16 protein-coding genes are annotated in these 24,736 nt (G+C 68.2%); 12 read left to right on the forward strand and 4 right to left on the reverse strand.

Annotated features, from left to right (window positions below):
* The first annotated feature begins 48 nt into the window (after positions 1-48).
* From MNQ95_RS14785 to MNQ95_RS14825, 9 genes are all read left to right on the forward strand, one after another.
* Positions 49-2,301, forward strand: coding sequence for a methyl-accepting chemotaxis protein (locus tag MNQ95_RS14785; protein WP_241953325.1), 2,253 nt, complete (start codon positions 49-51; stop codon positions 2,299-2,301).
* Positions 2,302-2,430: 129 nt separating this feature from the next.
* Positions 2,431-3,189, forward strand: a complete 759-nt coding sequence (locus tag MNQ95_RS14790) for a flagellar brake protein (RefSeq protein ID WP_241953326.1) — start codon at positions 2,431-2,433, stop codon at positions 3,187-3,189.
* An 88-nt stretch (positions 3,190-3,277) separates the two neighbouring features.
* Positions 3,278-3,757, forward strand: coding sequence for a chemotaxis protein CheW (locus MNQ95_RS14795; protein ID WP_241953327.1), 480 nt, complete (start codon positions 3,278-3,280; stop codon positions 3,755-3,757).
* Between the two features lie 86 nt (positions 3,758-3,843).
* Complete coding sequence (locus MNQ95_RS14800) at positions 3,844-4,227, forward strand: hypothetical protein (RefSeq protein ID WP_162410432.1); 384 nt, start codon at positions 3,844-3,846, stop codon at positions 4,225-4,227.
* Positions 4,228-4,293: 66 nt separating this feature from the next.
* The gene (locus MNQ95_RS14805) at positions 4,294-6,666 is read left to right on the forward strand and encodes a methyl-accepting chemotaxis protein (RefSeq protein WP_241953328.1); all 2,373 of its coding nucleotides are present in this window, start codon (positions 4,294-4,296) and stop codon (positions 6,664-6,666) included.
* A 241-nt stretch (positions 6,667-6,907) separates the two neighbouring features.
* Positions 6,908-9,169 carry a methyl-accepting chemotaxis protein gene (locus MNQ95_RS14810; RefSeq protein ID WP_241953329.1) on the forward strand — a complete coding sequence of 754 codons (2,262 nt, stop codon included), beginning with the start codon at positions 6,908-6,910 and terminating at the stop codon, positions 9,167-9,169.
* Positions 9,170-9,450: 281 nt separating this feature from the next.
* Positions 9,451-10,314, forward strand: a complete 864-nt coding sequence (locus tag MNQ95_RS14815) for a CheR family methyltransferase (protein ID WP_241953330.1) — start codon at positions 9,451-9,453, stop codon at positions 10,312-10,314.
* On the forward strand, positions 10,311-10,907 hold the full coding sequence (gene cheD, locus MNQ95_RS14820; RefSeq protein WP_162410986.1) for a chemoreceptor glutamine deamidase CheD: 597 nt from the start codon (positions 10,311-10,313) through the stop codon (positions 10,905-10,907). The genes MNQ95_RS14815 and cheD overlap by 4 nt, the downstream gene beginning before the upstream one ends.
* Positions 10,907-11,986 carry a protein-glutamate methylesterase/protein-glutamine glutaminase gene (locus tag MNQ95_RS14825; protein WP_241953331.1) on the forward strand — a complete coding sequence of 360 codons (1,080 nt, stop codon included), beginning with the start codon at positions 10,907-10,909 and terminating at the stop codon, positions 11,984-11,986. The genes cheD and MNQ95_RS14825 overlap by 1 nt, the downstream gene beginning before the upstream one ends.
* Positions 11,987-12,129: 143 nt before the next feature.
* On the opposite strand, the gene MNQ95_RS14830 is transcribed toward MNQ95_RS14825, so the two are convergent.
* The 4 genes from MNQ95_RS14830 to MNQ95_RS14845 all read right to left on the reverse strand — a co-directional run bounded on the left by MNQ95_RS14830 (position 12,130) and on the right by MNQ95_RS14845 (position 19,537).
* Positions 12,130-13,047 (reverse strand): 5'-nucleotidase, encoded by a 918-nt coding sequence (locus MNQ95_RS14830; RefSeq protein ID WP_162410988.1) that lies wholly within the window; start codon positions 13,045-13,047, stop codon positions 12,130-12,132.
* A 48-nt stretch (positions 13,048-13,095) separates the two neighbouring features.
* A complete protein-coding gene (locus tag MNQ95_RS14835; protein ID WP_241953332.1) occupies positions 13,096-13,578 on the reverse strand; it encodes a hypothetical protein in 483 nt (160 codons plus the stop codon).
* A 91-nt stretch (positions 13,579-13,669) separates the two neighbouring features.
* Complete coding sequence (locus MNQ95_RS14840) at positions 13,670-14,440, reverse strand: NAD kinase (protein ID WP_162410990.1); 771 nt, start codon at positions 14,438-14,440, stop codon at positions 13,670-13,672.
* A gap of 93 nt (positions 14,441-14,533) precedes the next feature.
* Positions 14,534-19,537 (reverse strand): NAD-glutamate dehydrogenase, encoded by a 5,004-nt coding sequence (locus MNQ95_RS14845; protein WP_241953333.1) that lies wholly within the window; start codon positions 19,535-19,537, stop codon positions 14,534-14,536.
* 127 nt (positions 19,538-19,664) lie between these two features.
* Here MNQ95_RS14845 and MNQ95_RS14850 point away from each other — a divergent pair, with 127 nt between their 5' ends.
* The 3 genes from MNQ95_RS14850 to MNQ95_RS14860 are packed head-to-tail and all read left to right on the forward strand — an operon-like array spanning position 19,665 to position 24,677.
* Positions 19,665-20,297, forward strand: coding sequence for a TetR/AcrR family transcriptional regulator (locus tag MNQ95_RS14850; RefSeq protein ID WP_162410992.1), 633 nt, complete (start codon positions 19,665-19,667; stop codon positions 20,295-20,297).
* Between the two features lie 36 nt (positions 20,298-20,333).
* Positions 20,334-21,524, forward strand: coding sequence for an efflux RND transporter periplasmic adaptor subunit (locus MNQ95_RS14855; RefSeq protein WP_241953334.1), 1,191 nt, complete (start codon positions 20,334-20,336; stop codon positions 21,522-21,524).
* A 12-nt stretch (positions 21,525-21,536) separates the two neighbouring features.
* Positions 21,537-24,677, forward strand: a complete 3,141-nt coding sequence (locus MNQ95_RS14860) for a multidrug efflux RND transporter permease subunit (protein WP_241953335.1) — start codon at positions 21,537-21,539, stop codon at positions 24,675-24,677.
* The last annotated feature ends 59 nt before the right edge of the window (positions 24,678-24,736 follow it).

Genomic DNA, 24,736 nt, shown 5'->3' on the forward strand with positions numbered 1-24,736 from the left:
CGGTTCGTCACCGGTCCGCGGCCATTCCACCCGCTTCGAGGTTCCGCCATGAACTGGTTCAACAATCTCCCGATCGCAAGGAAGCTGGCCCTGGCCTTCACCGCGACCACGGTCATGACCGTGGCCCTGGGCCTGTTCGCGCTGCTGCGCCTGGGCACCGCCAACGACCAGATCCGGGAAAGCAACAACAATTGGATGCCCGCCGTCGTCCACCTCGGCGAAATGCTGTCCCTGCTCAACGAGTACCGCACCTACGAGCTGGCGCAGCTGGGCAAGCAGGGCCTGGCGGAAGAGATCACCGACTACAACAAGCGCCTCGCCGACACCCGCGCGAACATCGAGGCTGCGGAGGCCGCGTACAACGCGATTCCTTCCGCGTCCGACGCCGACGAACTGGCTCTGTACGAGGCGGTGAAGGAGGCGCGCGCCGGCTACTTCGCCTCCCACGACAATATTGCAGCCGCCATCGCCATCGACGATTTCGTGGCGGCCGAGGACGTGTCCAGCGGCGAGTCGCGCAAGATGCGCCGCCAGTTCGCCGAATCGCTCAAGGCGCTGATCGAGTTCAATGTGCAGGGTCTGGATCGGCAGGTGCAAGCGGCCGAATCAGCGCACCAGCGCACCGTGGCCGCGATCTGGATCGGCATGGGCCTGCTGGTGGTGCTGGCCGGCCTGCTCGGCTGGCAGATCGCCCGCATGATCGCCAAGCCCCTGCAGAAGGCCACCCGCGTCGCCGGCCAGATCGCCCAGGGCCGCCTGGACAACGTGATCATGGCCGAAAGCAGGGACGAATCCGGCCAGTTGCTGGAGTCGATGCGCGCGATGCAGGAGCAGCTCAAGGCAGTCATCGCCGCGCAGAACGACATGGCGCGCCTGCACGACGAAGGCACGGTCAGCTACCGCATGGACGAGGCGGTCTTCCCGGGCGAGTACGGCCAGATGATCCGCGGCACCAACCAGCTGGTCGGCGCGCACGTGGATGCGATCCTGGATGCGCTGTCCATCATCAGGCGCTATTCGATCGGCGACCTGTCCGTGGACATCGCGCGCCTGCCGGGCGAGAAGGCGGTGATGACCGACACGGTCGATGCGGTCAAGCTCAGCCTCGGCGCGATCAACTCCGAGATCAAGCGCATGTCCCAGGCCGCCGCGCAGGGCGACTTCAGCATGCGCGGTGACGAGTCCGCCTACCAGTACGACTTCAAGGTCATGGTCCAGGGCCTCAACGCGATGATGGACACCTCTGATCGCAACCTGGGCCAGCTCTCCCACCTGCTGCGCTCCATCGCCGATGGCGACCTGACCACGCGCATGGACGGCGACTTCCACGGCGTGTTCGCCCGCATGCGCGACGACGCCAACGCCACCGTCTCCCAGCTGTCCTCGATCGTCGGCCGCATCCAGCAGGCCTCCGGCGCGATCAACGTCGCTTCCACCGAGATCGCCGCCGGCAACAACGACCTGTCGCGCCGCACCGAGCAGCAGGCCGCCAACCTGGAAGAAACCGCCGCCTCGATGGAGGAGCTCACCTCCACCGTCAAGCAGAACGCCGACCACGCCCGCCAGGCCAACCAGCTGGCCATCGGTGCGGCCTCGGTCGCCTCGCAGGGGGGCCAGGTCGTGGGCCAGGTCGTCACCACCATGACCGACATCCAGGCCTCCTCGCGCAAGATCGCCGACATCATCTCGGTCATCGACGGCATCGCCTTCCAGACCAACATCCTGGCGCTCAATGCGGCGGTCGAGGCAGCCCGTGCCGGCGAACAGGGCCGCGGCTTCGCCGTCGTGGCCACCGAGGTGCGTTCGCTGGCCCAGCGTTCGGCCACCGCGGCCAAGGAGATCAAGTCGCTGATCGAGGACTCCACCAGCAAGGTGTCCGACGGCTCGGCCCTGGCCGAGCAGGCCGGCAAGACCATGGACGAGCTGGTCGCCTCGGTGCAGCGGGTGACCGACATCATGGCCGAGATCTCGGCCGCCTCGCAGGAACAGGCCGCCGGCATCGAGCAGGTCAACCAGACCATCGTGCAGATGGACGAGACCACCCAGCAGAATGCGGCGCTGGTGGAAGAAGCCACCGCGGCGGCACGCTCGATGGAAGAACAGGCCGGCGGCCTGGCCCAGGCCATCGCCGTGTTCCGGATCGAGGGCGACGCCGCGGTGGCCCATGCCCCGGCCAGCGCAGCGGTGGCCGTGCCGCTGCCGGCGCGCAAGGCCCCGGCGCGTACCCCGGCGGTGCGCGCTCCCGCCCCGCGCACCGCCGGCAACACCGCACTCAACGAGGCCGACTGGGCCGAGTTCTGAGGCCGGCACGACCGCGGCATGTCCAAGAACCCCGGCTCCGGCCGGGGTTCTTGCTTTGCGGGTCAATTTTTCCCGCCGCGGGCCGATACGTCGGTAACCGAAGTCCCGTCGCAAGCTCCGATGCAGGAAATGCACGACTCCCTCGCCGAACCGCAGGACCTGGAGGATGCCGCACGCTACGTGCTGCACGATCCACGCGAGATCGCGCGCGTCCTGCAGTCCCTGGTCGAGGCCGGAGCCCTGATCAGCGCGCACATCATGCCCGGCGGGCTGCCCTGCCCGACCGCTTTGCTGGACGTGGATGTCGACGGCAACGTGCTGGTGGACGGCAACCACCAGGAGAGCATCAACCAGCGCATCGTGACGGCCCACCACCTGACCTGTGTCTCGCAACTCGACCGGGTGAGGATCCAGTTCCGGCTGCAGGACCTGGTGCGGGTCGACAACGACGGGCGGACCGCCTTCTCCGCACCGGCGCCGGCAGCGCTGCTCAAGCTGCAGCGGCGCGAACTCTACCGGCTGCAGCTGGTGCCCGGCCCGCTGGTGACCGTGCAGGTCCCCGCCGTCGCCGACCGCGACCCCGCCCTGCAGGTCCGGGTGCTCGACCTCAGCGGCGGCGGCCTTGCCCTGGCGGTCCGCGAGGAGGACGAGCGCCGCTTCGCCGCGCGCACCGTGCTGTCCGACTGCCTGCTGCGGCTGCCGGACATCGATCCGATGCCGGTCCAGCTGGAAGTGGCGCATGTGTCCCGCCGGGACCCGCCACCGGGCGCAGCCCTGCGCGCCGGCTGCCGCTTCATCGGCCTGTCGCCGCATTCGGAGAAGCAGGTCCTGCAGTACATCTTCCGGGTCGAGCGCCAGCGCAACGCCCGCGAGCGGCGCGCGGTGTGAGCGCCGCTAAAGTTGCCGCCGCCGCGGCCGATCCTTCCATCGAACCGATCCGCGCGCAGGCGCGGCCAAGCCCTGCAGGAGCGCACCCATGAGCAGCACCCCGACCCCCACCCCCGGCGAGTTCCTCACCTTCACCCTGGGCGAAGAGCACTACGGCGTCGACATCCTCAAGGTCCAGGAGATCCGCGGCTACGACGCGGTGACCCGGGTCCCCGATGCCCCCGAATACATCAAGGGCGTGATCAACCTGCGCGGCACCATCGTGCCGGTGATCGACCTGCGCCTGAAGCTGCGCCTGCGCGAGGCTCGCTACGACAGCCTGACCGTGATGATCGTGCTCAACGTGAAGGATCGCGTGGTCGGCATCGTGGTCGACGGCGTTTCCGACGTGGTGCCCCTGCTGCAGGAACAGATCCGGCCCAAGCCCGAGTTCGGCGCCGCGGTCGACACCCGCTTCATCAGCGGCATCGGCACGCTCGACGAGCGGATGCTGATCCTGCTCGACATCGAAATGCTGCTGGACAGCACCGACCTGGGCGCGGAAGCGCCCTCGCTCGAGGCCGCCTGAGCCTGACTAAAGTCCTGCGGCCGCGCGCCGATAGGCACCCTACAGGGCGCTTGCCCGGATCCGCACCTTTTTCCTGGAGTACTGAAATGAAGCCGACCTTCCACATGCTGATCCTCGCCGCCGCCGTGCTGGCGGCCGCCCCGGTCGCCGCCCTGGCCGTCGACGCCATCCCGGCCGAACAAGCCGCACGTTTCGTGGGCAAGGACGGCATGGTCTGCGGCAAGGTGGAGAAGACCCGTTACGCCCAGAACTCCGAAGGCGAACCCACCTTCCTGTACATGGGCGGCGCCTTCCCGCGCCACACCTTCTCCGCCCGCATCCCCGGCGACCAGCGCAACAAGTTCAAGCCCAGCCCCGAAGAGCTCGAGGGCAAGGACGTGTGCGTGATCGGCACCATCCAGCGCGATGCGAGCCGTGCCGAGATCGCGGTCACCTCGCCGTCGAACCTCAAGCTGGCGACCATCAAGTAATAACGCCGGCCCGGTCGCATCGCGCGCCCGGGCCTGCCCTGCTGCAACGTAAAGGGGAAACGTTCAATGCATTGGCTGAAGAACCTCAAGCTCACGCCCAAGCTCATGCTGGCGTTCGGGGTGGTGCTGGTCCTGATGGTGGTCCAGGGCCTGGGCGCCTACTACGGGCTGTCTTCGCTGAATCGGGCCACCACGCAGCTGGCGGGCAACACCATGGACACGGTGTCCACGGCCGCCGAACTGCGTTCGCTGCTCGGCGAGTTCCGCATCGCGTCGTATCGCGGCCTGACCCGCGCCAGCGATGCGGTCAAGCAGGATGCGCGCAAGCAGACTGCCGACCTGTCGGTGAAAGTCGACGAGGCGGTTGCCGACTACGCGAAGCTGGCCAGCAGCGACGAAGAACGCAAGCTGCACGGTGAATTCGTCGCCGCCTGGGCCGAAGCAAAGGTCTCGTACGACTCGGTCAACGAGATGATCGACCTGGACCTTCCGGACGATGCCATCGATACGTTCCTCGGCGAAACCGCCGAACGCCACAACCAGGCCAGCGCGGTCGTCACCGCCCTGATCAAGGAAGCGGACCGCCAGGCCGACAAGGCAGGCGACGACGCCAAGGGCACCTATGCCGCGTCCAGCCTGGTCACCCTGTTCATGCTGCTGGCGGGCATCGGCGGTGGCCTGGCGATCGCCTGGCTGCTGGCCCGCAACCTGACCGGCGCAATGCGCGGGGCGGTCAGCGTGGCCAACGACGTGGCCAGTGGCAAGCTCGACACCCGCATCGATACCACGCGCAGCGACGAGATCGGCGACCTGCTCAAGGCGATGCAGCGCATGCAGCACGACCTGCGCGAGCGCACCGAACGCGACCAGAAGGTGGCCAACGAGAACCTGCGCGTCCGCACGGCGCTGGAAAGTTCCACCACCGGCCTGATCATCACCGACCCGGAGCTGCAGGTCGTCTACACCAACCCCGCCCTGCGCGGCATGCTCGACTCCTATGCCGAGCAGATCGTAGGCGCCCTTCCCGGCATCGACCCGGCGCGGCCGCTGGTCGGCCAGCCGGTGACCGTGCTCGAGCACGGCGGCAAGATCGATCCGGCGTTCCTGGGCCAGCTGGAGAAGGACGGCCGCGGCGAACGCGAGGTGCATTACGGCGAGGCGGTCTTCTTCCAGAACATCTCGGTCATCCGCGATGCCCAGGGGCAGAACGTGGGCACCGTGGCCGAGTGGCGCGATCGCACCACCGAAATCCATGTCGAACAGGAAGTCGCGCGGATCGTCGAAGCGGCTGCCGCGGGCGACCTGTCCGGACGCATCGGCACCGAAGGCAAGCATGGCTTCCTGCTGCAGCTGGCCAGTCAGCTCAACACCCTGCTCGACGCCAACGCGGTGAGCCTGTCGGAAGTCTCGCGCCTGCTGACCTCGTTGTCGCAGGGCGACCTGACCACGCGCATGGACGGCGACTTCCACGGCGTGTTCGCCCGCATGCGCGACGATGCCAATGCCACCGTCTCGCAGCTGACCTCGATCGTCTCCCGCATCCGCGGGGCATCCTCGGCCATCTCCACCGCTTCCACCGAGATCGCCTCGGGCAACAACGACCTGTCGCGCCGCACCGAGCAGCAGGCCGCCAACCTGGAAGAAACCGCCGCCTCGATGGAGGAGCTCACCTCCACCGTCAAGCAGAACGCCGATCACGCCCGCCAGGCCAACCAGCTCGCCATCGGCGCGGCCTCGGTCGCCTCGCAGGGCGGCCAGGTGGTTGGAAAGGTCGTCGCGACGATGGCCGACATCCGTGCCTCCTCGCGCAAGATCGCCGACATCATCTCGGTCATCGACGGCATCGCCTTCCAGACCAACATCCTGGCGCTCAATGCGGCGGTCGAGGCGGCCCGTGCCGGCGAACAGGGACGCGGCTTCGCCGTGGTCGCCACCGAGGTGCGTTCGCTGGCCCAGCGTTCGGCCACCGCGGCCAAGGAGATCAAGTCGCTGATCGAGGACTCCACCAGCAAGGTGTCCGACGGTTCGGCCCTGGCCGAGCAGGCCGGCAAGACCATGGGCGAACTGGTCGCCTCGGTGCAGCGGGTGACCGACATCATGTCCGAGATCTCGGCCGCCTCGCAGGAACAGGCCGCGGGCATCGAACAGGTCAACCAGACCATCGTGCAGATGGACGAGACCACCCAGCAGAACGCGGCGCTGGTGGAAGAAGCCACCGCGGCGGCACGCTCGATGGAAGAACAGGCCGGCGGGCTGGCCCAGGCCATCGCCGTGTTCCGGATCGAGGGCGGCGCGGCGGCGAAACATGCGCCGGTCGCGGCCAGTTCAACCACGGCGGTCCAGTTCCCGGTACGCAAGGCCTCCGCCCGCGCTGCGGCGCCTCGTACCGCCGGCAACACCGCCACCATCCTCAACGAGGCCGACTGGGCCGAGTTCTGAGCACGGGCGTATCGCCTGCATGTTCGAACCCCGGCCCAGGCCGGGGTTCTTTTTTTGACGGACCGATGCCGGCGTCGTGGTGTTCGGCAAAAGCCCATCGCGACGCCCGGAGTTCCGGAGCCGTTCTCCGTGGTCCGTACGCCATGATCCATCACCCGGTTCAGCTCGCAGGACCCCTCTCGCCGAAAGTTGGCGCGCTGGCGGCCGATACCTTCCAGGTATCCCCCCGAAGTCCTACCCCATGAGCCTGCGATCCCTCGCGTCACGCGCCCTCTCCAACTTGCCGATGAAGCGCAAGTTCCTGATGCAGACCGCCTTCGTCGCCGTCGGCATCGTCGCCCTGGCGGTCGTCGCCGCCCGCATCCAGTACCTCGATCTCAACTCCACCCGCCAGGCCGGACTGCGCGCCCAGGTGGAGATGGCGATGGGCGTCATCGAGGGTTACACCGCCCGCGCCGAATCCGGGGAGCTGGAACCTGAGGAGGCCAAGGCGGCGGCCCTGAAGACCCTGTCGATGATGCAGGCATCCAAGGGCGTGGATTACTTCTTCGTCACCGACCAGACGCCGACGATGCTCATGCATCCGACCCGGCCGGACCTGGACGGCAAGCCGGTATCGGACGTGCTCAGTCCCGATGGCAAGGCGATCTTCCCCGCGTTCGTGGCGGCGGCGCGGGGCGGCGGCGGCTTCGTCGACTACAGCTGGGCCAAGGCCGGCGAGAAGGATCCGGTGCCCAAGACCTCGTATGCGGCGCTATATGCGCCGTGGGGCTGGGTGGTGGGCACCGGCGTCTACGTCGACGACACCCAGGCACAGGCGCTGCAGTTCACCGCGATCATGACCGTCGCCGGCGGCCTGCTGGTACTGCTGAACCTGGCCATCGGCTGGGTGATCGGCGGATCGGTGCTCGATTCCATCGGCCGCGCCCTGGCGGCAGTCAAGGGGGTGTCCCGCGGCGACCTCGGCGTTCGCACCGGCCACCACGGCCGCGACGAGGTCGGGCAGATGCTCAAGGCCACCGACGAGATGGTGCAGATGCTCGAGCGCTTTTCGCACGAGACCCACGAGATGATCCGGCTGCACGCCGCCGAGGACATCACCCATCGCATGCCCGAGGAATTCCCCGGCGTGTACGGCGAACTGGCCGCCGGCATCAACACGATGATGTTCGAGCACCTGGATGCGATCACCGACGCCATCGCTGTGCTGCGGAAGTACGCCCATGGCGACCTTTCGCACGACGCGCGACGCCTGCCGGGCAGCCGCGCCTTCCTGCACGAGGCCATGGATGCGGCCAAGGCATCCCTGCAGTCGATCAACGTGGAGATCAAGCGGCTGGCGCAGGCCGCGTCGGCCGGCGACTTCAGCATGCGCGGTGACGAGTCCGCCTACCAGTACGACTTCAAGGTCATGGTCCAGGGCCTCAACGCAATGATGGACACCTCCGACCGCAACCTGGGCCAGCTCTCCCACCTGCTGCGCTCCATCGCCGATGGCGACCTGACCACGCGCATGGACGGCGACTTCCACGGCGTGTTCGCCCGCATGCGCGACGACGCCAACGCCACCGTCTCCCAGCTGTCCTCGATCGTCGGCCGCATCCAGCAGGCCTCCGGCGCGATCAACGTCGCTTCCACCGAGATCGCCGCCGGCAACAACGACCTGTCGCGCCGCACCGAGCAGCAGGCCGCCAACCTGGAAGAAACCGCCGCCTCGATGGAGGAGCTCACCTCCACCGTCAAGCAGAACGCCGACCACGCCCGCCAGGCCAACCAGCTGGCCATCGGCGCGGCCTCGGTCGCCTCGCAGGGGGGCCAGGTCGTCGGCCAGGTCGTCACCACCATGACCGACATCCAGGCGTCCTCGCGCAAGATCGCCGACATCATCTCGGTCATCGACGGCATCGCCTTCCAGACCAACATCCTGGCGCTCAATGCGGCGGTCGAGGCGGCCCGTGCCGGCGAACAGGGCCGCGGCTTCGCCGTGGTCGCCACCGAGGTGCGTTCGCTGGCCCAGCGTTCGGCCACCGCGGCCAAGGAGATCAAGTCGCTGATCGAGGACTCCACCAGCAAGGTGTCCGACGGCTCGGCCCTGGCCGAACAGGCCGGCAAGACCATGGACGAGCTGGTCGCCTCGGTGCAGCGGGTGACCGACATCATGTCCGAGATCTCGGCGGCCTCGCAGGAACAGGCCGCCGGCATCGAGCAGGTCAACCAGACCATCGTGCAGATGGACGAGACCACCCAGCAGAATGCGGCGCTGGTGGAAGAAGCCACCGCGGCGGCACGCTCGATGGAAGAACAGGCCGGCGGGCTGGCCCAGGCCATCGCCGTGTTCCGGATCGAGGGCGACGCCGCGGTGGCCCATGCCCCGGCCAGCGCAGCGGTGGCCGTGCCGCTGCCGGCGCGCAAGGCTCCGGCGCGCTCCCCGGCCCCGCGCGCTCCCGCACCGCGCACCGCCGGCAACACCGCACTCAACGAGGCCGACTGGGCCGAGTTCTGAGGCCGGATCGTGCGACACAGGCGAAGCCCCGGTCCAAACCGGGGCTTTGCTCTTTGTAGGAGCGGGCATGACCGCGACACCGAGGGCATCGGAGCCGCGTCGTCGTCGCCTGTGCCAGCGGCGTCGGTGTCGCGGTCATGCCCGCTCCTACAAAAAGGCAGCGCACTAGTAGCCGTGCTGCAGCCACACCGCACGCCCATCAACTTCGGCGGCCTCGCGCCGATATTCAAGGTGACGGGAATCTTCCCGCCCGGCCGTACCGTCCCCCTACCGGACCTCCCATGAGCGCCACGCATCTGCCGCACCCCCCAACGGACCAGCGCGAGTTTCCGTTCTCCGATCGCGACTTCCGCCGGGTCTGCCAGATGATCCATGCCCGTGCCGGCATCGCCCTGGCACCGGGCAAGCGCGACATGGTCTACGGGCGCCTTTCAAGGCGCCTGCGTGCGCTCGGCATGTCCGACTTCGGCCACTACCTGGACCAGCTCGACGCGCATCCGGATGGCGAGGAATGGCAGGCGTTCACCAACGCGCTGACGACCAACCTGACCGCCTTCTTCCGCGAGCCGCACCACTTCGAGCGCCTGCACGCGCAACTGGCCGAATCGGGCGGCGGCCCGCTCAAGCTCTGGTCCTGCGCCGCTTCCACCGGCGAGGAGCCCTACTCGATCGCGATCACCGCCTGCGAGGCGTTCGGCACCCTCACCCCGCCGGTGCGCATCCTGGCCACGGACATCGATACCCAGGTGCTGGCCACCGCGCAGCGCGGCGTGTATCCGCTCGAGCGCATCTCCGGGCTGGACGAAGACACGCGCAGGCGCTACTTCAAGCGCGGCACCGGCCCCAACGAAGGCCGCTGCCGGGTCCATCCTGCGCTGCAGGCCCTGGTCGACTTCCGCCCGTTGAACCTGCTCGACGCGCGCTACGACGTGGGCGGCCCATTCGCGGCGATCTTCTGCCGCAACGTGATGATCTACTTCGACAAGCCGACCCAGCGCGACATCCTTTCGCGGCTGGTGACGCAGATGGACGCCACGAGCCTGCTCTACACCGGGCACTCGGAAAACTACCTGCACGCGGCCGACCTGATCCAGCCTTGCGGTCGCACCCTGTACCGGCGCAATCCGTCCGCGGCGCGCGCATGAGCGGCATCGCGCTTCAGGCCGATACGGTCATGCGCTACAGCGACCCGCAGTTCAAGGTCCCGGCGGCCAAACTGCTGCCGACGCAGTACCTGGTGGTGGACGACGGCACCGCCCTGGTCACCATCCTGGGTTCGTGCGTGGCCGCGTGCATCCGCGACCCGGCGTTGCAACTTGGAGGCATGAACCACTTCCTGCTCCCGGACGGCAATACCGGCGACGGCGCACCGGCGCGCTACGGCAGCTATGCGATGGAAATCCTGATCAACGAATTGCTCAAGCGCGGCGCCAGCCGCAAGCGCCTGGAAGCCAAGGTGTTCGGTGGCGCCAACGTACTCAAGGGCTTCACCAGCAATCCGGTCGGCACCCGCAACGCCGAGTTCGTGCTCGCCTACCTGGACGCCGAGCGCATTCCGGTCGTCGCCGAGGACCTGCGCGGCATCCATCCGCGCAAGGTCTTCTTCTTCCCGCAGACCGGAAAGGTCATGGTCAACCGCCTGCCGCACGCGCACGGCGTCGAAGTCGCGGCCACCGAAACGGCGGTGCGCACGCGCCTTTCGCGCACCCCGGTCAGCGGCGGCGTGGAGCTGTTCTGATGGAGAAGATCAAGGTTCTGGTGGTCGACGATTCGGCGGTCGTCCGGCAGATCCTGACCGAACTGCTCGGCAGCGACCCGGGCATCGAGGTGGTCGGAACCGCCGCCGATCCGCTGCTGGCACGCGAGAAGATCAAGCGCCTCAACCCGGACGTGCTGACCCTGGACGTGGAGATGCCGCGCATGGATGGCCTGGCGTTCCTCGAGAACATCATGCGCCTGCGGCCGATGCCGGTACTGATGGTGTCTTCGCTGACCGAGCGCGGCGCCGAGATCACGCTGCAGGCGCTGGCCCTGGGTGCGGTCGACTTCGTCACCAAGCCGAAACTCGACGTGGCGCGCGGCCTGGGCGAATACGCCAACGAGATGATCGCCAAGGTCAAGGCCGCCGCGCGTGCGCGCGTGCAGGGACTGGCACGGCCCGCGATGCGGCTGGAGCCCGCTGCCACTGCGCGTCCGGCCACTCCGACCGCGGCGCGTTTCCGCACCACCGATCGGTTGATCGCGATCGGCGCCTCCGCCGGCGGCACCGAGGCCATCCGCGTCGTGCTCGAACAGATGCCACCGGATGCGCCGGCGATCGTGCTGACCCAGCACATCCCCGGCGGCTTCAGCCGCGCGTTCGTCGAACGGCTCGACCGCCACTCGCAGATGCTGGTGCGCGAAGCCAGTGATGGCGAAGCGGTCCTGCCCGGCCACGCCTACCTGCCGCCCGGAGACCGCCACCTGCGGGTGATCCGCGACGGTGCCCGCTGGCGCTGCCGGATCGACGATGGTCCACCGGTCAACCGGCACCGGCCAGCGGTCGACGTGCTGTTCCGCTCGGTCGCGCAGAGCGCCGGCGCCAATGCCGTGGGCGCGATCCTCACCGGAATGGGAGACGACGGAGCGCGAGGCCTGCTGGAACTGCGCCAGGCCGGCGCGCCAACCCTGGTCCAGGACGAAGCATCCAGCGTGGTCTGGGGCATGCCCGGCGCGGCCTTCAAGCTCGGTGCGGCGCAGGAAGTGGTGCCGCTCGATCGCATCGCCGGCCGCCTGCTGGAACTGGCCGGTTCGCACGCGCCGGCCGCGACCGGCTGACCGGAACGCACTGCGTTCGGTGCGGCCCGGTTCGGTTCGGTCCGGAATGAACGCGCGGTACGGAACGCGAGCGGCGGTCCCGTGCTGGCCGGCAATGCTGATGTCATACATGGACCCGGCGTCGAACTGCCTGCGCCGGCGGCTCAGTCCGGGTTGGCCACGCCGTGCGGGACGTGTCCGGCCGCCACGTGCTGGCGGGCGCTGTCGATGTTGTGCGCCGAATCGTCGAAGAAGATGTCCGCACCGAACGCCGCCAGGAACGGGCCCTTGGCCCGTCCGCCGAGGAACAGCGCCTCGTCCAGGCGCACGCCCCACTCGCGCAGCGTGCGGATCACGCGCTCATGCGCCGGTGCCGAACGCGCGGTGACCAGCGCGGTACGGATTGGCGCGTCCTCGCTGGGCGGGAACGCCGCCTGCAGATCGTGCAGGGCCGACAGGAAGCCGCGGAACGGCCCGCCCGGGAGCGCCTCGCGCGCGCGTTCGTGCTCGTGAAGCCCGAATGCCTCCACGCCCTGTTCGCGCGAGATGCGCTCGCTCTCGTCACCGAAGATCACCGCGTCGCCATCGAATGCGATCCGCAACTGGTCGCGCGCCGCATTGGCGGCGCGAGCCGGCAGGATCGTCGCCGCGGCGACCCCGTGCTGCAGCGAGCGCCGCACCGATTCGGGATTGGCCGACAGGAACAGGTCGGTGCCGAACGGCGCCACGTAGGGCCAGGTCGGCTCGCCGGCGGTGAACACCGCGCGCACGATGCCCAGGCCGTGGTGCTGGATCGAGTTGAAGATGCGCAGGCCGGTATCGGCCGAATTGCGCGACAGCAGGATCACCTCGACCTGCGGCGTCCCCGGGGGCAAACGCCGGTTCAGCGCCAGCAACTTGCGCACCACCGGGAATGCCACGCCCGGCTCGAGCACTTCGTCCTCCAGCTCGCGCTGGTAGCCGGCATAGGCATCCACGCCCTCGCGCTCGTACAGCGCGTGGCTTTCCTCCAGGTCGAACAACGCACGCGAGGTCACCGCGATCGTGAGCAGGCGGGGGGCGTTGTCGTCGGGTCTGGCCATGCCGGCATTATCGACCATGCCGACGCCACGTGCATGGCGCGCAGTGCCTCAACCGCCGGGCGAATCGATCCTCACGCGGGCCGGCGCACCGCGCTGGCGATCGCGGGTGACCGCACGCACTTCCAGCTCCAGGTGCACGGGCCTCTGCTGGCTGGTAGGCACGTCCTGCCAGGTGAACTGGTGCTCGGCCTTCCGTCCGGAGACAGGAGAGGCCACGACCACGGCCGGGAGGAGGCCCTCCGGTGCCTGGCCACTGACCAGCCGGTACTCGAAGCCGATCTCGTCCAGCGAATAGTCGCTGCCCCGCGGCCACTTCAACTGGACCGACAGGAAGCCCAGTGCGTCGCAGGTCGCGCCGCCGCCGATGCCACGCGTCAGGCTTGCGATCTCGATCTCCGGCGCCGGGATCTGCGCGTTGTCGACCAGCGCCGGAGCATCGGCCTGGAAAGGCGTCACGTTGCTGGTGAACATGCACGCAGCGGCCGCTGGCGCCGGCATGGCGCACAGCAGCATCAGATACAACAACTTCACGGGACCCCTCCCCTGCCGTTGAAGCTCGATGACTTCGAGTGGATTCTGGTTGTGACCGGGAAGGCTTACCCACTTCACCCGGCGCGCTACGTCATACCACGAATTGTTCGCTGAGGATACGTTCCTCGAGGTTGTGCTCGGGATCGAACAGCAGGGTGACCATGCGGTCGGCCGACTCGCGGATCACCACCTCCACCACGTCGCGCGTCTCGTGCGAGTCGGCGGTCACGCTGACCGGCCGCTTGTACGGATCGAGCACCTCGAAGCGGATCTCGGTATCGGCCTTGAGGATGGCGCCGCGCCAGCGTCGTGGCCGGAACGCGGCAATCGGGGTCAGCGCGATGGTGTGCGACCCCAGCGGCAGGATCGGTCCGTGCGCGGAAAAATTGTAGGCCGTGCTGCCGGCCGGCGTGGCGACCATCACGCCGTCGCAGATCAGCTCGTCCAGGCGGGTCTGGCCGTTGAGACCGATGCGGATGTGCGCGGCCTGCCGCGTCTGCCGCAGCAGCGAGACTTCGTTGTAGGCCAGCGAACCGATGCTGGTGCCCGACTCGGTCTGCGCCACCATCTCAAGCGGACGCAGCTTGGCGGGCTCGGCCGCGGCGATCCGCTCGAGCAGGTCGTCGGCGTTGAAATGGTTCATCAGGAAACCAACGGTGCCCAGCTTCATGCCGTAAACCGGCTTGCCCAGCCCGCCGTGCCGGTGGAGCGTCTGCAGCATGAAGCCATCTCCGCCGAGCGCGCAGATCACGTCCGCCTCCTCGGGCGGATGCTGCCCATGCCGGGCCACCATCGCCTGCAGCGTCTCCTGCGCGTTGGGCGCCGTACTGGCGAGGAAGGCGATGCGGGGACTGGCACTCATCACGATCTCCGTCGGGAGCCGGCAGGATAACCGCTCGCGACAGATCGATGTCCAGCAGGGGCGCCGGCGTCATGCCGGCGCCCCGATCGCGGCTCAGCCGCGCGAAGCGAGCTGGCCCAGCTTCTGCACGGCCACCGACAGGGTCGGATAGTCCAGCGTCTTCTGCGCCGACAGCTCCGACAGCATGCCCAGGGTGAAGCGCAGTGCGGCATCGTCGCGCGACAGCCAGTGACGGACCTTCGCGTCGGCATCGGCACCGGGCTGGGACATCGCCTGGCCCGCCAGCACGCGGTGGTGGGCGGCCAGCTCGTCGCGCATCACGCCCCGGGCGACCGCATGCCAGCGACCGTCCACGGCGAGTGCGTCGACCTGCTCGAACAGCCACGGCAGCTGCAGGGCGTCGCCCAGGCGGAAGTGCACGCGCGAGACATCGACCGGCTTGAGCTTGCGCGCGCGCGCCAGCTCGATGATGTCGAAGGCAGGCTCCAGGTACGGCAGTTCGGACAGCTGCTGGGCGAGCTTGGGCGGCATGCCCTTGTCACGCCATTCGCGCAGCGCCGCTTCGTACGCAGGCCGCTGGGAATCGGGCAGCACGCCCGACGCTTCGCGGATGTCGTTGAACGGATCGCGGTAGCGATCCACCGCCTCGGTGATGCTCGGCATCGGCCCGGGGCGGTTGAGCAGCCAGCGTACGAACGAGCGCTGCAGGCTCCAGATCACCTGCAGGGCATCGATCTGCGCGGCCTCGGGCAGCTTGCCGTCGAGCGCGTCGATCTGGGTCCAGAGCATCCGCGCATCCAGCGTCTCGCGGCTGATGGTGTAGGCCTTGGCCACCTCGGCCGGGCTGCGGCCGGTGTCTTCCTGCATGCGCAGCAGGAAGGTCGCGCCCATCCGGTTGATGGTCGTGTTGGTGACGGCGGTGGCGATGATCTCGCGCTTGAGGCGGTGCCGCTCCATCTCGTCGGTGTACTTCTTCTGCAAGGGCAGCGGGAAGTAGCGCTGCAGCTCCTTGGACAGGTACGGATCCTCGGGGATGTCCGAATCCAGCAGTTGCTGGAAGGCGACCAGCTTGGAGTAGGACAGCAGGACCGCCAGTTCCGGCCGGGTCATGCCCTGCCCGCGCGCCTTGCGTGCGGAAAGCTCCGCATCCGACGGCAGGAACTCGATCTGCCGGTCGAGCAGGCCCTGCGACTCCAGCGTACGGATGAAGTGCTGCTTGGAACCCAGCCGCTTGACGCTCATCCGCTCCATCAGGCTGATCGCCTGGTTCTGCCGGTAGTTGTCGAACAGCACCAGCCGCGCGACCTCGTCGGTCATGGATGCCAGCAGCTTGTTGCGGGCCGGCATGGTCAGCTTCTTCGCACGGACCACGTCGTTGAGCAGGATCTTGATGTTCACCTCGTGGTCGGAGGTGTCCACGCCGGCGGAGTTGTCGATGAAGTCGGTGTTGAGCAGGACGCCGGCGTGCGCGGCCTCGATCCGGCCCAGCTGGGTCATGCCGAGGTTGCCGCCCTCGCCCACGATCCGGCAGCGCAGCTGTCCGCCGTTGACGCGCAGTGCATTGTTGGCGCGGTCGCCCACGTCCGAATGCTGCTCGGTGGACGCCTTGACGTAGGTGCCGATGCCGCCGTTCCAGAGCAGGTCGACCGGCGCCTGCAGGATCGCCGACATCAGTTCGTTGGGCGACATCGACCTGACGCCTTCGTCCAGGCCCAGCACGGCACGCACCTGCGGGGTGATCTCGATCGACTTGGCACTGCGCGGGTGCACGCCGCCACCCTTGCTGATCAGCTTGGTGTCGTAATCGGCCCAGCTGGAGCGCGGCAGCGCGAACAGGCGTTCGCGTTCGGCGAACGTGCGCGCGGCATCCGGATCCGGGTCCAGGAAGATGTGGCGGTGGTCGAACGCGGCGACCAGGCGGATGTGCCTGGACAGCAGCATGCCGTTGCCGAACACGTCGCCCGACATGTCGCCGATGCCCACGCAGCTGAAGTCCTCGACCTGGCAGTCGCGGCCCAGGGCGCGGAAATGGCGCTTGACCGACTCCCACGCGCCGCGGGCGGTAATACCCATGCCCTTGTGGTCGTAGCCGACCGAGCCGCCGGAGGCGAAGGCATCGCCCATCCAGAAGCCGTGGGCGATGGCCAGGCCATTGGCGATGTCGGAGAACGTCGCCGTGCCCTTGTCCGCGGCGACCACCAGGTACGGATCGTCCTGGTCGTGGCGGACCACGTCGCGCGGCGGCACGATCCTGCCTTCGACGATGTTGTCGGTGATGTCGAGCAGGCCCTGGATGAACAGCTTGTAGCAGGCGATGCCTTCCGCCATCACCGCATCGCGCTCGCCGGACGCCGGCGGCTGCTTGACGAAGAAGCCACCCTTGGCCCCGACCGGCACGATCACCGTGTTCTTGACCATCTGTGCCTTGACCAGGCCGAGCACTTCGGTACGGAAGTCCTCGCGACGGTCCGACCAGCGCAGGCCGCCACGCGCCACCGGGCCGAAGCGCAGGTGCACGCCTTCCACGCGCGGACCGTAGACGAAGATCTCGCGGTACGGGCGCGGCTTGGGCAGGTCGGGCACCAGCGCCGAGTCGAACTTGAAGCTGATGCAGTGGCCCGGCTTGCCGTCGGCGCCGGTCTGGAAATAGCTGGTGCGCAAGGTCGCGTCGATCGCGCCGATGAAGCCGCGCAGTATGCGGTCGTCGTCCAGGCTGGAGACGCGGTCGAGCAGCTTGAGCAGTGCGGCGCGCGTGACGCGCTCCTGGGTGGTGCGATCGGCGCTGCGCGCGTCGACCACTTCCTGCAGCGCCTTGATCGCCGGTTCGTCGCCGGCGGCAAGGACGCGCAACTGGTCGACCAGGCGCTGCTGGCCGTCGAGGATCTGCGCGGCCGTTTCATTCCCGGTGGCCGGATGGAACCGCGCCTCGAACAGCTCGACCAGCAGGCGGGCCAGCAGCGGGTAGCGGCCGAGCGTCTCTTCGACGTAGTTCTGCGAGAACGGCACGCCGGTCTGCAGCAGGTACTTCCAGTAGCCGCGCAGCAGCGCGACCTGGCGCCAGTCCAGGCCGGCGGCCAGCACCAGGCGGTTGAGTCCGTCGTTCTCGGCGCGGCCGGACCAGATCGCGGCGAAAGCCTGTTCGAAGACCGGTGCAAGTGCAGTGGGGTCACCACCGCCGATGGCGCGCTCGACCTCGAAGTCCTGGATGTAGATCGGCTGGCTGCCGCCATCGTCCAGGCTGGCCTGCAGCCGGTACGGGTGCTCGGAGATGACCTTCAGCCCCATGTTCTCCATCAGCGGCAGCACATCCGACAGCGGGATGTCGTCATGCTGGCGGTACAGCTTCAGGCGAAGCCCGGCGGTGCCCTCGCGCGCGACCGCGTGCAGGCTCAGGCGCAGGTCTTCCGGCCCGGTCAGCGCGGCCAGCTGTTCGACGTCGTTGGCGGCCAGCTCGGGCGTGATGTCCTCGATGTAGCCGGCCGGCAAAGCCCGCCCGTACCCGCTCGCCATGCGCAGGCCGTCGGCCTCGCCGTGGCGTGCGATCAGCAGTTCGCGCAGGTCGTCCTGCCAGTTGCGCAGCAGGTGGGCCAGGCGACGCTCCAGCTCGCTGGTGTTCATGTCGGTAGACGCGCCGGCCCGCGGACGCACGATCAGGTGCAGCTGGGCCAGCGGAGACTCGCCCAGGACCACGCTCGAATCGACCTGTTCGCCCTGCAACGCGTCCTTCAGCAGCGTTTCGATGCGCAGGCGCACGTCGGTGTTGAAGCGCTCGCGCGGGATGTAGACCAGGGCGGAGAAGAAGCGGCCATAGCGGTCGCGGCGCAGGAACAGCCGGCTGCGCACGCGCTCCTGCAGCCCCAGCACGCCGGTCGCGGTGCGGTACAGCTCTTCCTCGCTGGACTGGAACAGCTCCTCGCGCGGCAGCGTCTCCAGGATGTGGCGCAACGCCTTGCCGCTGTGGCTGCTCGGCGACAGCCCGCTGCGGCGCATGACGTGCTCGTAGCGCTCGCGCACCAGCGGGATTTCCCACGGGCGGCGGTTGTAGGCGCTGGAGGTATACAGGCCCAGGAAGCGCTGCTCGCCGGTGATCACGCCGTTGGCGTCGAACTCCAGCACGCCGATGTAATCCATGTAGCCCTTGCGGTGGATCCGCGAGCGCGCATTGGTCTTGGTGAGGATCAGCGCCTCGCTGGTGCCCGAGCGGTTCAGGCCGTGCGCCGCCAGGCCCTTGACCGGCCGCGGCGGAGAGCTGTCCTTGCCGCGCATCAGGCCCAGGCCCGAGCCCTCGACCGGCGCCAGCACCGACTCACCGCCCTGCTTGACCACCTTGTACTCGCGGTAGCCGTACAGGATGAAATGATCGTTGGCCGCCCAGCGCAGGAACTCCTGCGCTTCGCGCCGGCCGGTGTCGTCCACCGGCATGCGCCGCGTCGCCAGGTCGTCGCCCAGTACCTGCATGCGTTCGCGCATCAGGCCCCAGTCGGCGACCACGCCGCGGACTTCGTCCAGCACTGCGGCGATGCGCTGCTCGATCTGGCGCATCGCCGACGGCGCCTGGCGGTCGATCTCCAGCAGCATCAGCGATTCCGGACGACCATCGCCGACCGACTGCAGCTTGCCGTTTCCATCGCGCGCGAAGCGCACCAGCGGATGGCCGAGCACGTGCACGCCCACGCCCATCTCGGCCAGGGCCATGCTGACCGAATCCACGAGGAACGGCATGTCGTCGTTGACGATCTGCAGCACCGTGTAGGCGGACTCCCAGCCGTTGGCGGCCAGGGTCGGGTTGAACACGCGCACGTTGGCCGTTCCTGCCCGGCGCCGACGCGCGAACTCGAGCATGTCCATGCCGATCGCCGCCCAGGTCTTGGGCGGGTGCTGCGGATATTCGTCTTCTTCCAGTCGGCGGTAGAACTCGCCCAGGAACTCCTGCAACTCGGCCTGGCGCGTCGCCGGCGCCTGGCGCCGCGCCGCTGCGTACACAGGCTCCAAGGAGAAGCGCGCCTGTGCGGCAACCGGCGCTGCGGCCTTCTTCGCCGGGCTCGCGGCCTTCGTCGGCTTCGTCGTCCGTTTTTCACCGGAAGAAGTGGATTTCATCGCCTGTAACTCCGCAGCAAAAGTGTGTGCGGACAATTGTAGCCGCGCCCATCGCAACAACCTTGCTGCAGGACGGAAGAAATCACCGCTTCCAAATTAATGAACTGGACGGTATAGTCCAGTCCGCATGCAGACTCCCAGCCCCGCTGCCCCGCGACAGGTCGACGACGCCCGCCACCAGCGGGTGCACGATGCAGTGCGCGCCCTGGTCCGCGAGCAGGGCGTGCAGATCAGCATGGACGCGGTGGCCGCGCGCGCCGGATGCTCGAAGCAGACGCTGTATGCGCGCTACGGCTCCAAGCAGTCGCTGCTGCTGCGGGTCCTGAGCGAGGACAGCCGCAAGGCCGCGGTCCTCACCGGCGTTCCCGATTCCGCGACCTTGCGCCCGCGTCTGGTCGCCTTCGCCCGCGACCACCTGGCCCGCCTGTCCGGACCGGGCACGATCGGGACCGCGCGACTGATCACCGGCCAGGCCTGCCAGTTCCCCGACGAAGTGCGGGCACTCTACGGGATCTGGATCGAGGGCCTGCAGGAGCGCCTCGCCACCTGGTTGCAACAGGCGATGCGCCGGGGCCTGCTCCGGCATGACGATCCGCACTCGGCGGCCGAGCTGTTGCTGGGCATGATCGTCGGCCTGGATTTCGACCGGCAACGCTTCCTGGTTCCTCACCGCGACACAACCAGCCTGCGGACACAGTGGGCGGAATTCGCGGTCGACAGTTTCCTGCGCGCATTCGCCCCGCCCGTTCCACGCACCTGATTCCCAGTCCTGTTCCTACATTTCCCCGGAGTTCCCATGCGCCTCCCCCTCCTCCTGTCCTGCGGCCTGCTTGCCCTGACCGCCTGCGGCGGCGGCAAGGACGAAGCTGCCGCCCCACCGCCCCCTGAAGTGGGCGTGATCGAGGCCCAGCCACAGACCGTGCCGCTGAACCGCGACCTGGTCGGCCGCCTGTCGCCCTACCGCAGCGCCGATGTGCGCGCCCGCGTACCGGGCGTGCTGCTGCGGCGGGTATACGAAGAAGGCAGCGATGTGCGCGAAGGCCAGGTGCTGTTCGAGATCGACCCCGCGCCACTGCAGGCTTCGCTCGGCGTCGCCCAGGCCCAGCTGGCACAGGCCGAAGCCACCTACGCCAATGCACGCACCACGGCCGACCGTGCCCGCCAGCTGGCGCCGCAGAAGTTCGTCTCGCAAAGCGACCTGGACAACGCCGTCGCCACCGAGCGCAGCGCCTCGGCCGCGGTCGCGGCGGCGCGTGCCAACGTGCGCAACGCGGATATCAACCTGGGCTACGCCAAGGTCACCGCGCCCATCGCCGGCCGCGCCGGCAAGCAGCGCGTGACCGAGGGTGCCCTGGTCGGCCAGGGTGAAGCGACCCTGCTGACTACGGTCGACCAGCTCGACCCGCTGTTCGCCAACTTCTCGATCGGCTCTACCGAACTGGCGCAGCTGCGCGCAGCGACCAACGTTTCGCTGGTCGGCACCGGCAAGGCCACCGTGCAGGTGGTGCTGCCCGGCGACCGCGTGCACGAGCAGCCGGGCACCCTGGACTTTTCCGACACGACGGTCGACCCGGCCACCGGCGCGGTCACGATGCGCGCCCTGGTCCCCAATCCGGGCCAGACGCTGTTCCCGGGCAGCTTCGTCACCCTGAAGGTGAACATGGGCGAGCTGCACGAAGTATTCCTGGTGCCGCAGGAAGCGGTGCTGCGCGATGCCAATGGCGCCTTCACCCGCGTGGTCGGCGCCGACGGCAACGTCGAGCGCAAGAACGTGACCACCAGCGCCGCCCATGAAGGGCGCTGGATCGTCACCTCCGGACTGGCGGCGGGCGACAAGATCATCGTCAGCGGCGTGCAGAAGGCCAAGGAGGGGGCACCGGTGCAGGCGACGCCGTGGCAGCCGGCGGCAGCACCGGGCAAGCCGGCCCAGGCGCCAGAGACACCGGTCGATGCGGCAGCCGAAAAATCGCCCGAACCGGCCGCGTAAGGACCGATCCCAATGCCCAAGTTCTTCATCAACCACCCGGTCTTCGCCTGGGTCGTAGCGATCCTGATCTCGCTTTCCGGCGTGATCGCGATTCTTGGCCTAGGCGTGGAATCCTATCCGAACATCGCACCGCCGCAGGTCACCGTCGGCGCCACTTATCCCGGTGCCAGTGCTGACACGGTCGAGAAAGCGGTCACCCAGGTCATCGAGCAGCAGCTCACCGGCATCGACCACCTGCTCTACTTCAGCTCGTCGTCCAGCGCCAGCGGACGCGCCAGCATCACCCTGACCTTCGAGACCGGTACCGACCCGGACATCGCCCAGGTGCAGGTGCAGAACAAGGTCGCCCTGGCGACGCCGCGATTGCCGACCGAAGTGATCCAGCAGGGCGTGGTAGTGGCCAAGGCCAACGCGGGCTTCCTGATGGTCGTGGGCCTGGTCTCCGACAACCCGGCGGTCGACCGCAATGCGCTCAATGACCTCAACGGTTCGCGCGTGATCGACCAGATCTCGCGCATCCCCGGCGTGGGCAGCATCCAGCAGTTCGGCGCCGAGTACGCGATGAACATCTGGCTGAACCCGGAAAAGCTGCAGGGCTTCGGCCTGTCGGCCACCCAGGTGCTGGCGGCCATCCGGGGCCAGAACGTGCAGTTCGCCGCCGGTTCGGTCGGCGCGGACCCGGCACCGGAAGGCCAGGCGTTCACCGCCACGGTCTCGGCCGAGGGCCGCTTCAGTTCGCCCGAACAGTTCGAGAACATCATCCTGCGCGCCGACAGCGACGGCACCACCGTGCGCCTGGCCGATGTGGCCCGGGTCAGCTTCGGCCCCGGCTCGTACGGCTTCGACACCAAGTTCAACGGCAAGCCGATGGGCGCCTTCGCGGTGCAGCTGCTGCCCGGCGCCAACGCACTTAACGTGGCCGGCGCCGTGCGCGCCAAGATGGACGAGCTGCAGTCCACGTTCCCGCAGGGCGTGACCTGGATGTCGCCCTACGACAGCACCACGTTCGTCAAGATCTCGATCGAGGAGGTCGTCAAGACCCTGGTCGAGGCGATCGTGCTGGTGTTCCTGGTGATGCTGATCTTCCTGCAGAACATCCGCGCGACGATCATTCCCACCCTGGTCATCCCGGTGGCCCTGCTGGGCACATTCCTGGGCATGACGCTGATCGGCTTCACGATCAACCAGCTGACCCTGTTCGCGATGGTGCTGTCGATCGGTATCGTGGTCGACGACGCGATCGTCGTGATCGAGAACGTCGAACGCATCATGACCGAGGAAGGCCTGCCGCCGCGCGAGGCCACGCTCAAGGCGATGGAGCAGATCACCGGCGCGGTGGTCGCCATCACCGTCGTGCTGGCGGCCGTGTTCATCCCCAGCGCACTGCAGGGCGGCGCGGCCGGTGAGATCTACAAGCAGTTCGCGCTGACGATCGCCATCGCGATGGCGTTCTCCGCGTTCCTCGCGCTGGGCTTCACCCCGGCGCTGTGCGCGACCTTCCTCAAGCCCAGCCACCACGCCAATTCCAACTGGGTGTTCCGTACCTTCAACAAGTACTACGACAAGGTCAGCCATACCTATGTCGGCCACATCGGCAGCGCCGTCAGGCACGCGCCGCGCTGGATGATCCTGTTCGCGGCGCTGGCGATCCTGTGCGGCTTCCTGTTCTCGCGCATGCCCGGCAGCTTCCTCCCCGAGGAGGACCAGGGCTACGCCATGGCGATCGTGCAACTGCCGCCGGGCGCCACGCTGCAGCGGACCCAGGGCGTGTTCGACCAGATGCGCGGTTCGCTCGAGCAGCTGGACGGGTTCGAGAGCATGTTGCAGGTAGCCGGCTTCAGTTTCGTCGGCTCGGGCGAAAACGTCGGCATGGCCTTCATCAAGCTCAAGCCGTGGGACGAACGCGACCTCACCGCACCTGAGTTCATCCAGCAGGCCAATGGCGCGCTGTTCGGGATCAAGGAAGCCACGATCTTCGTGGTCAACCTGCCGACCGTGCAGGGCCTGGGCCAGTTCGGCGGCTTCGACATGTGGCTGCAGGACCGTACCGGCCAGGGCCAGGCCGCCTTGACCCAGGCCCGCAACATGCTGCTCGGCCAGGCCGCGCAGAACCCGGGACTGGTCGGTGTGCGCCCGAACGGACTGGAAGACTCCCCGCAGCTGCAGTTGCACGTGGACCGGGTGCAGGCGCAGTCGATGGGACTGGAGGTCAGCGACATCTACAACGCCATCAGCCTGATGCTGGCGCCGGTGTACGCAAACGACTTCTTCTACCAGGGGCGCATCAAGCGCGTGAACCTGCGCGCCGACGCACCGTTCCGCACTGGCGCCGAATCGCTGTCGAGCTTCTACACGCCCAGCCAGGCTGGCGGCATGATCCCGTTGTCCACGGTGGTCGGTTCCGAATGGAACACCAGTGCGCCAGCCCTCAGTCGCTACCAGGGCTATGCCGCGGTCAATATCGTCGGCTCGCCTGCACCGGGACACAGCTCGGGCGAAGCGATGAAGGCGATGGAGGAGATCGTCCAGAACGACCTGCCGGGCGGCTTCGGCTACGACTGGAGCGGCATGTCCTACCAGGAGATCCTGGCCGGAAACGCCGCCACCTTGCTGCTGGTGCTTTCGATCGTGGTCGTGTTCCTGTGCCTGGCCGCGCTCTACGAGAGCTGGTCCATCCCGGTGGCGGTGCTGCTGGTGGTCCCGTTGGGGCTGCTCGGCGCGGTGCTGTTCAGCCTGATGCGCGGCCTGCCGAACGACATCTTCTTCAAGATCGGCCTGATCACGATCATTGGCCTGGCCGCCAAGAACGCGATCCTGATCATCGAGTTCGCGGTGGAGCAGCGCCTGGCGGGCAAGACCCTGCGCGAGGCAACGATCGAAGCCTCGCGCCTGCGCTTCCGGCCGATCCTGATGACCTCGTTCGCGTTCATCATGGGCGTGGTCCCGATGGCGATCTCCACCGGCGCCGGCGCCAATGCGCGCCATGCGATCGGTACCGGCGTGATCGGCGGCATGGTCTTCGCCACCTTCCTCGGCCTGCTGCTGATCCCGGTGTTCTTCATCGTGGTCCGGCGCATGCTGGGCGACAAGCTGGACGAGCCGTCGAAGGAATGGCTGGAGAAGCAGCGCGGTAGCGACGCGACGACGGACTGATCCCCGCGACCGCGTGCGACATGCAAGGCCCCGGCAGCGATGCCGGGGCTTTTTTACGC

Source organism: Pseudoxanthomonas daejeonensis (assembly GCF_022637495.1).
GTDB classification, from domain to species: domain Bacteria; phylum Pseudomonadota; class Gammaproteobacteria; order Xanthomonadales; family Xanthomonadaceae; genus Pseudoxanthomonas; species Pseudoxanthomonas daejeonensis.

Excerpts from the sequence above, each read along its gene's own strand:
- MNQ95_RS14830 (WP_162410988.1), bottom strand. The coding sequence starts at position 13,047 with ATGGCCAGACCCGACGACAACGCCCCCCGCCTGCTCACGATCGCGGTG.
- cheD (WP_162410986.1), top strand. The coding sequence starts at position 10,311 with ATGAGCGGCATCGCGCTTCAGGCCGATACGGTCATGCGCTACAGCGAC.
- MNQ95_RS14845 (WP_241953333.1), bottom strand. The coding sequence starts at position 19,537 with ATGAAATCCACTTCTTCCGGTGAAAAACGGACGACGAAGCCGACGAAG.
- MNQ95_RS14805 (WP_241953328.1), top strand. The coding sequence starts at position 4,294 with ATGCATTGGCTGAAGAACCTCAAGCTCACGCCCAAGCTCATGCTGGCG.
- MNQ95_RS14790 (WP_241953326.1), top strand. The coding sequence starts at position 2,431 with ATGCACGACTCCCTCGCCGAACCGCAGGACCTGGAGGATGCCGCACGC.
- MNQ95_RS14785 (WP_241953325.1), top strand. The coding sequence starts at position 49 with ATGAACTGGTTCAACAATCTCCCGATCGCAAGGAAGCTGGCCCTGGCC.
- MNQ95_RS14810 (WP_241953329.1), top strand. The coding sequence starts at position 6,908 with ATGAGCCTGCGATCCCTCGCGTCACGCGCCCTCTCCAACTTGCCGATG.
- MNQ95_RS14850 (WP_162410992.1), top strand. The coding sequence starts at position 19,665 with ATGCAGACTCCCAGCCCCGCTGCCCCGCGACAGGTCGACGACGCCCGC.
- MNQ95_RS14800 (WP_162410432.1), top strand. The coding sequence starts at position 3,844 with ATGAAGCCGACCTTCCACATGCTGATCCTCGCCGCCGCCGTGCTGGCG.
- MNQ95_RS14860 (WP_241953335.1), top strand. The coding sequence starts at position 21,537 with ATGCCCAAGTTCTTCATCAACCACCCGGTCTTCGCCTGGGTCGTAGCG.
- MNQ95_RS14840 (WP_162410990.1), bottom strand. The coding sequence starts at position 14,440 with ATGAGTGCCAGTCCCCGCATCGCCTTCCTCGCCAGTACGGCGCCCAAC.
- MNQ95_RS14825 (WP_241953331.1), top strand. The coding sequence starts at position 10,907 with ATGGAGAAGATCAAGGTTCTGGTGGTCGACGATTCGGCGGTCGTCCGG.
- MNQ95_RS14795 (WP_241953327.1), top strand. The coding sequence starts at position 3,278 with ATGAGCAGCACCCCGACCCCCACCCCCGGCGAGTTCCTCACCTTCACC.
- MNQ95_RS14815 (WP_241953330.1), top strand. The coding sequence starts at position 9,451 with ATGAGCGCCACGCATCTGCCGCACCCCCCAACGGACCAGCGCGAGTTT.
- MNQ95_RS14855 (WP_241953334.1), top strand. The coding sequence starts at position 20,334 with ATGCGCCTCCCCCTCCTCCTGTCCTGCGGCCTGCTTGCCCTGACCGCC.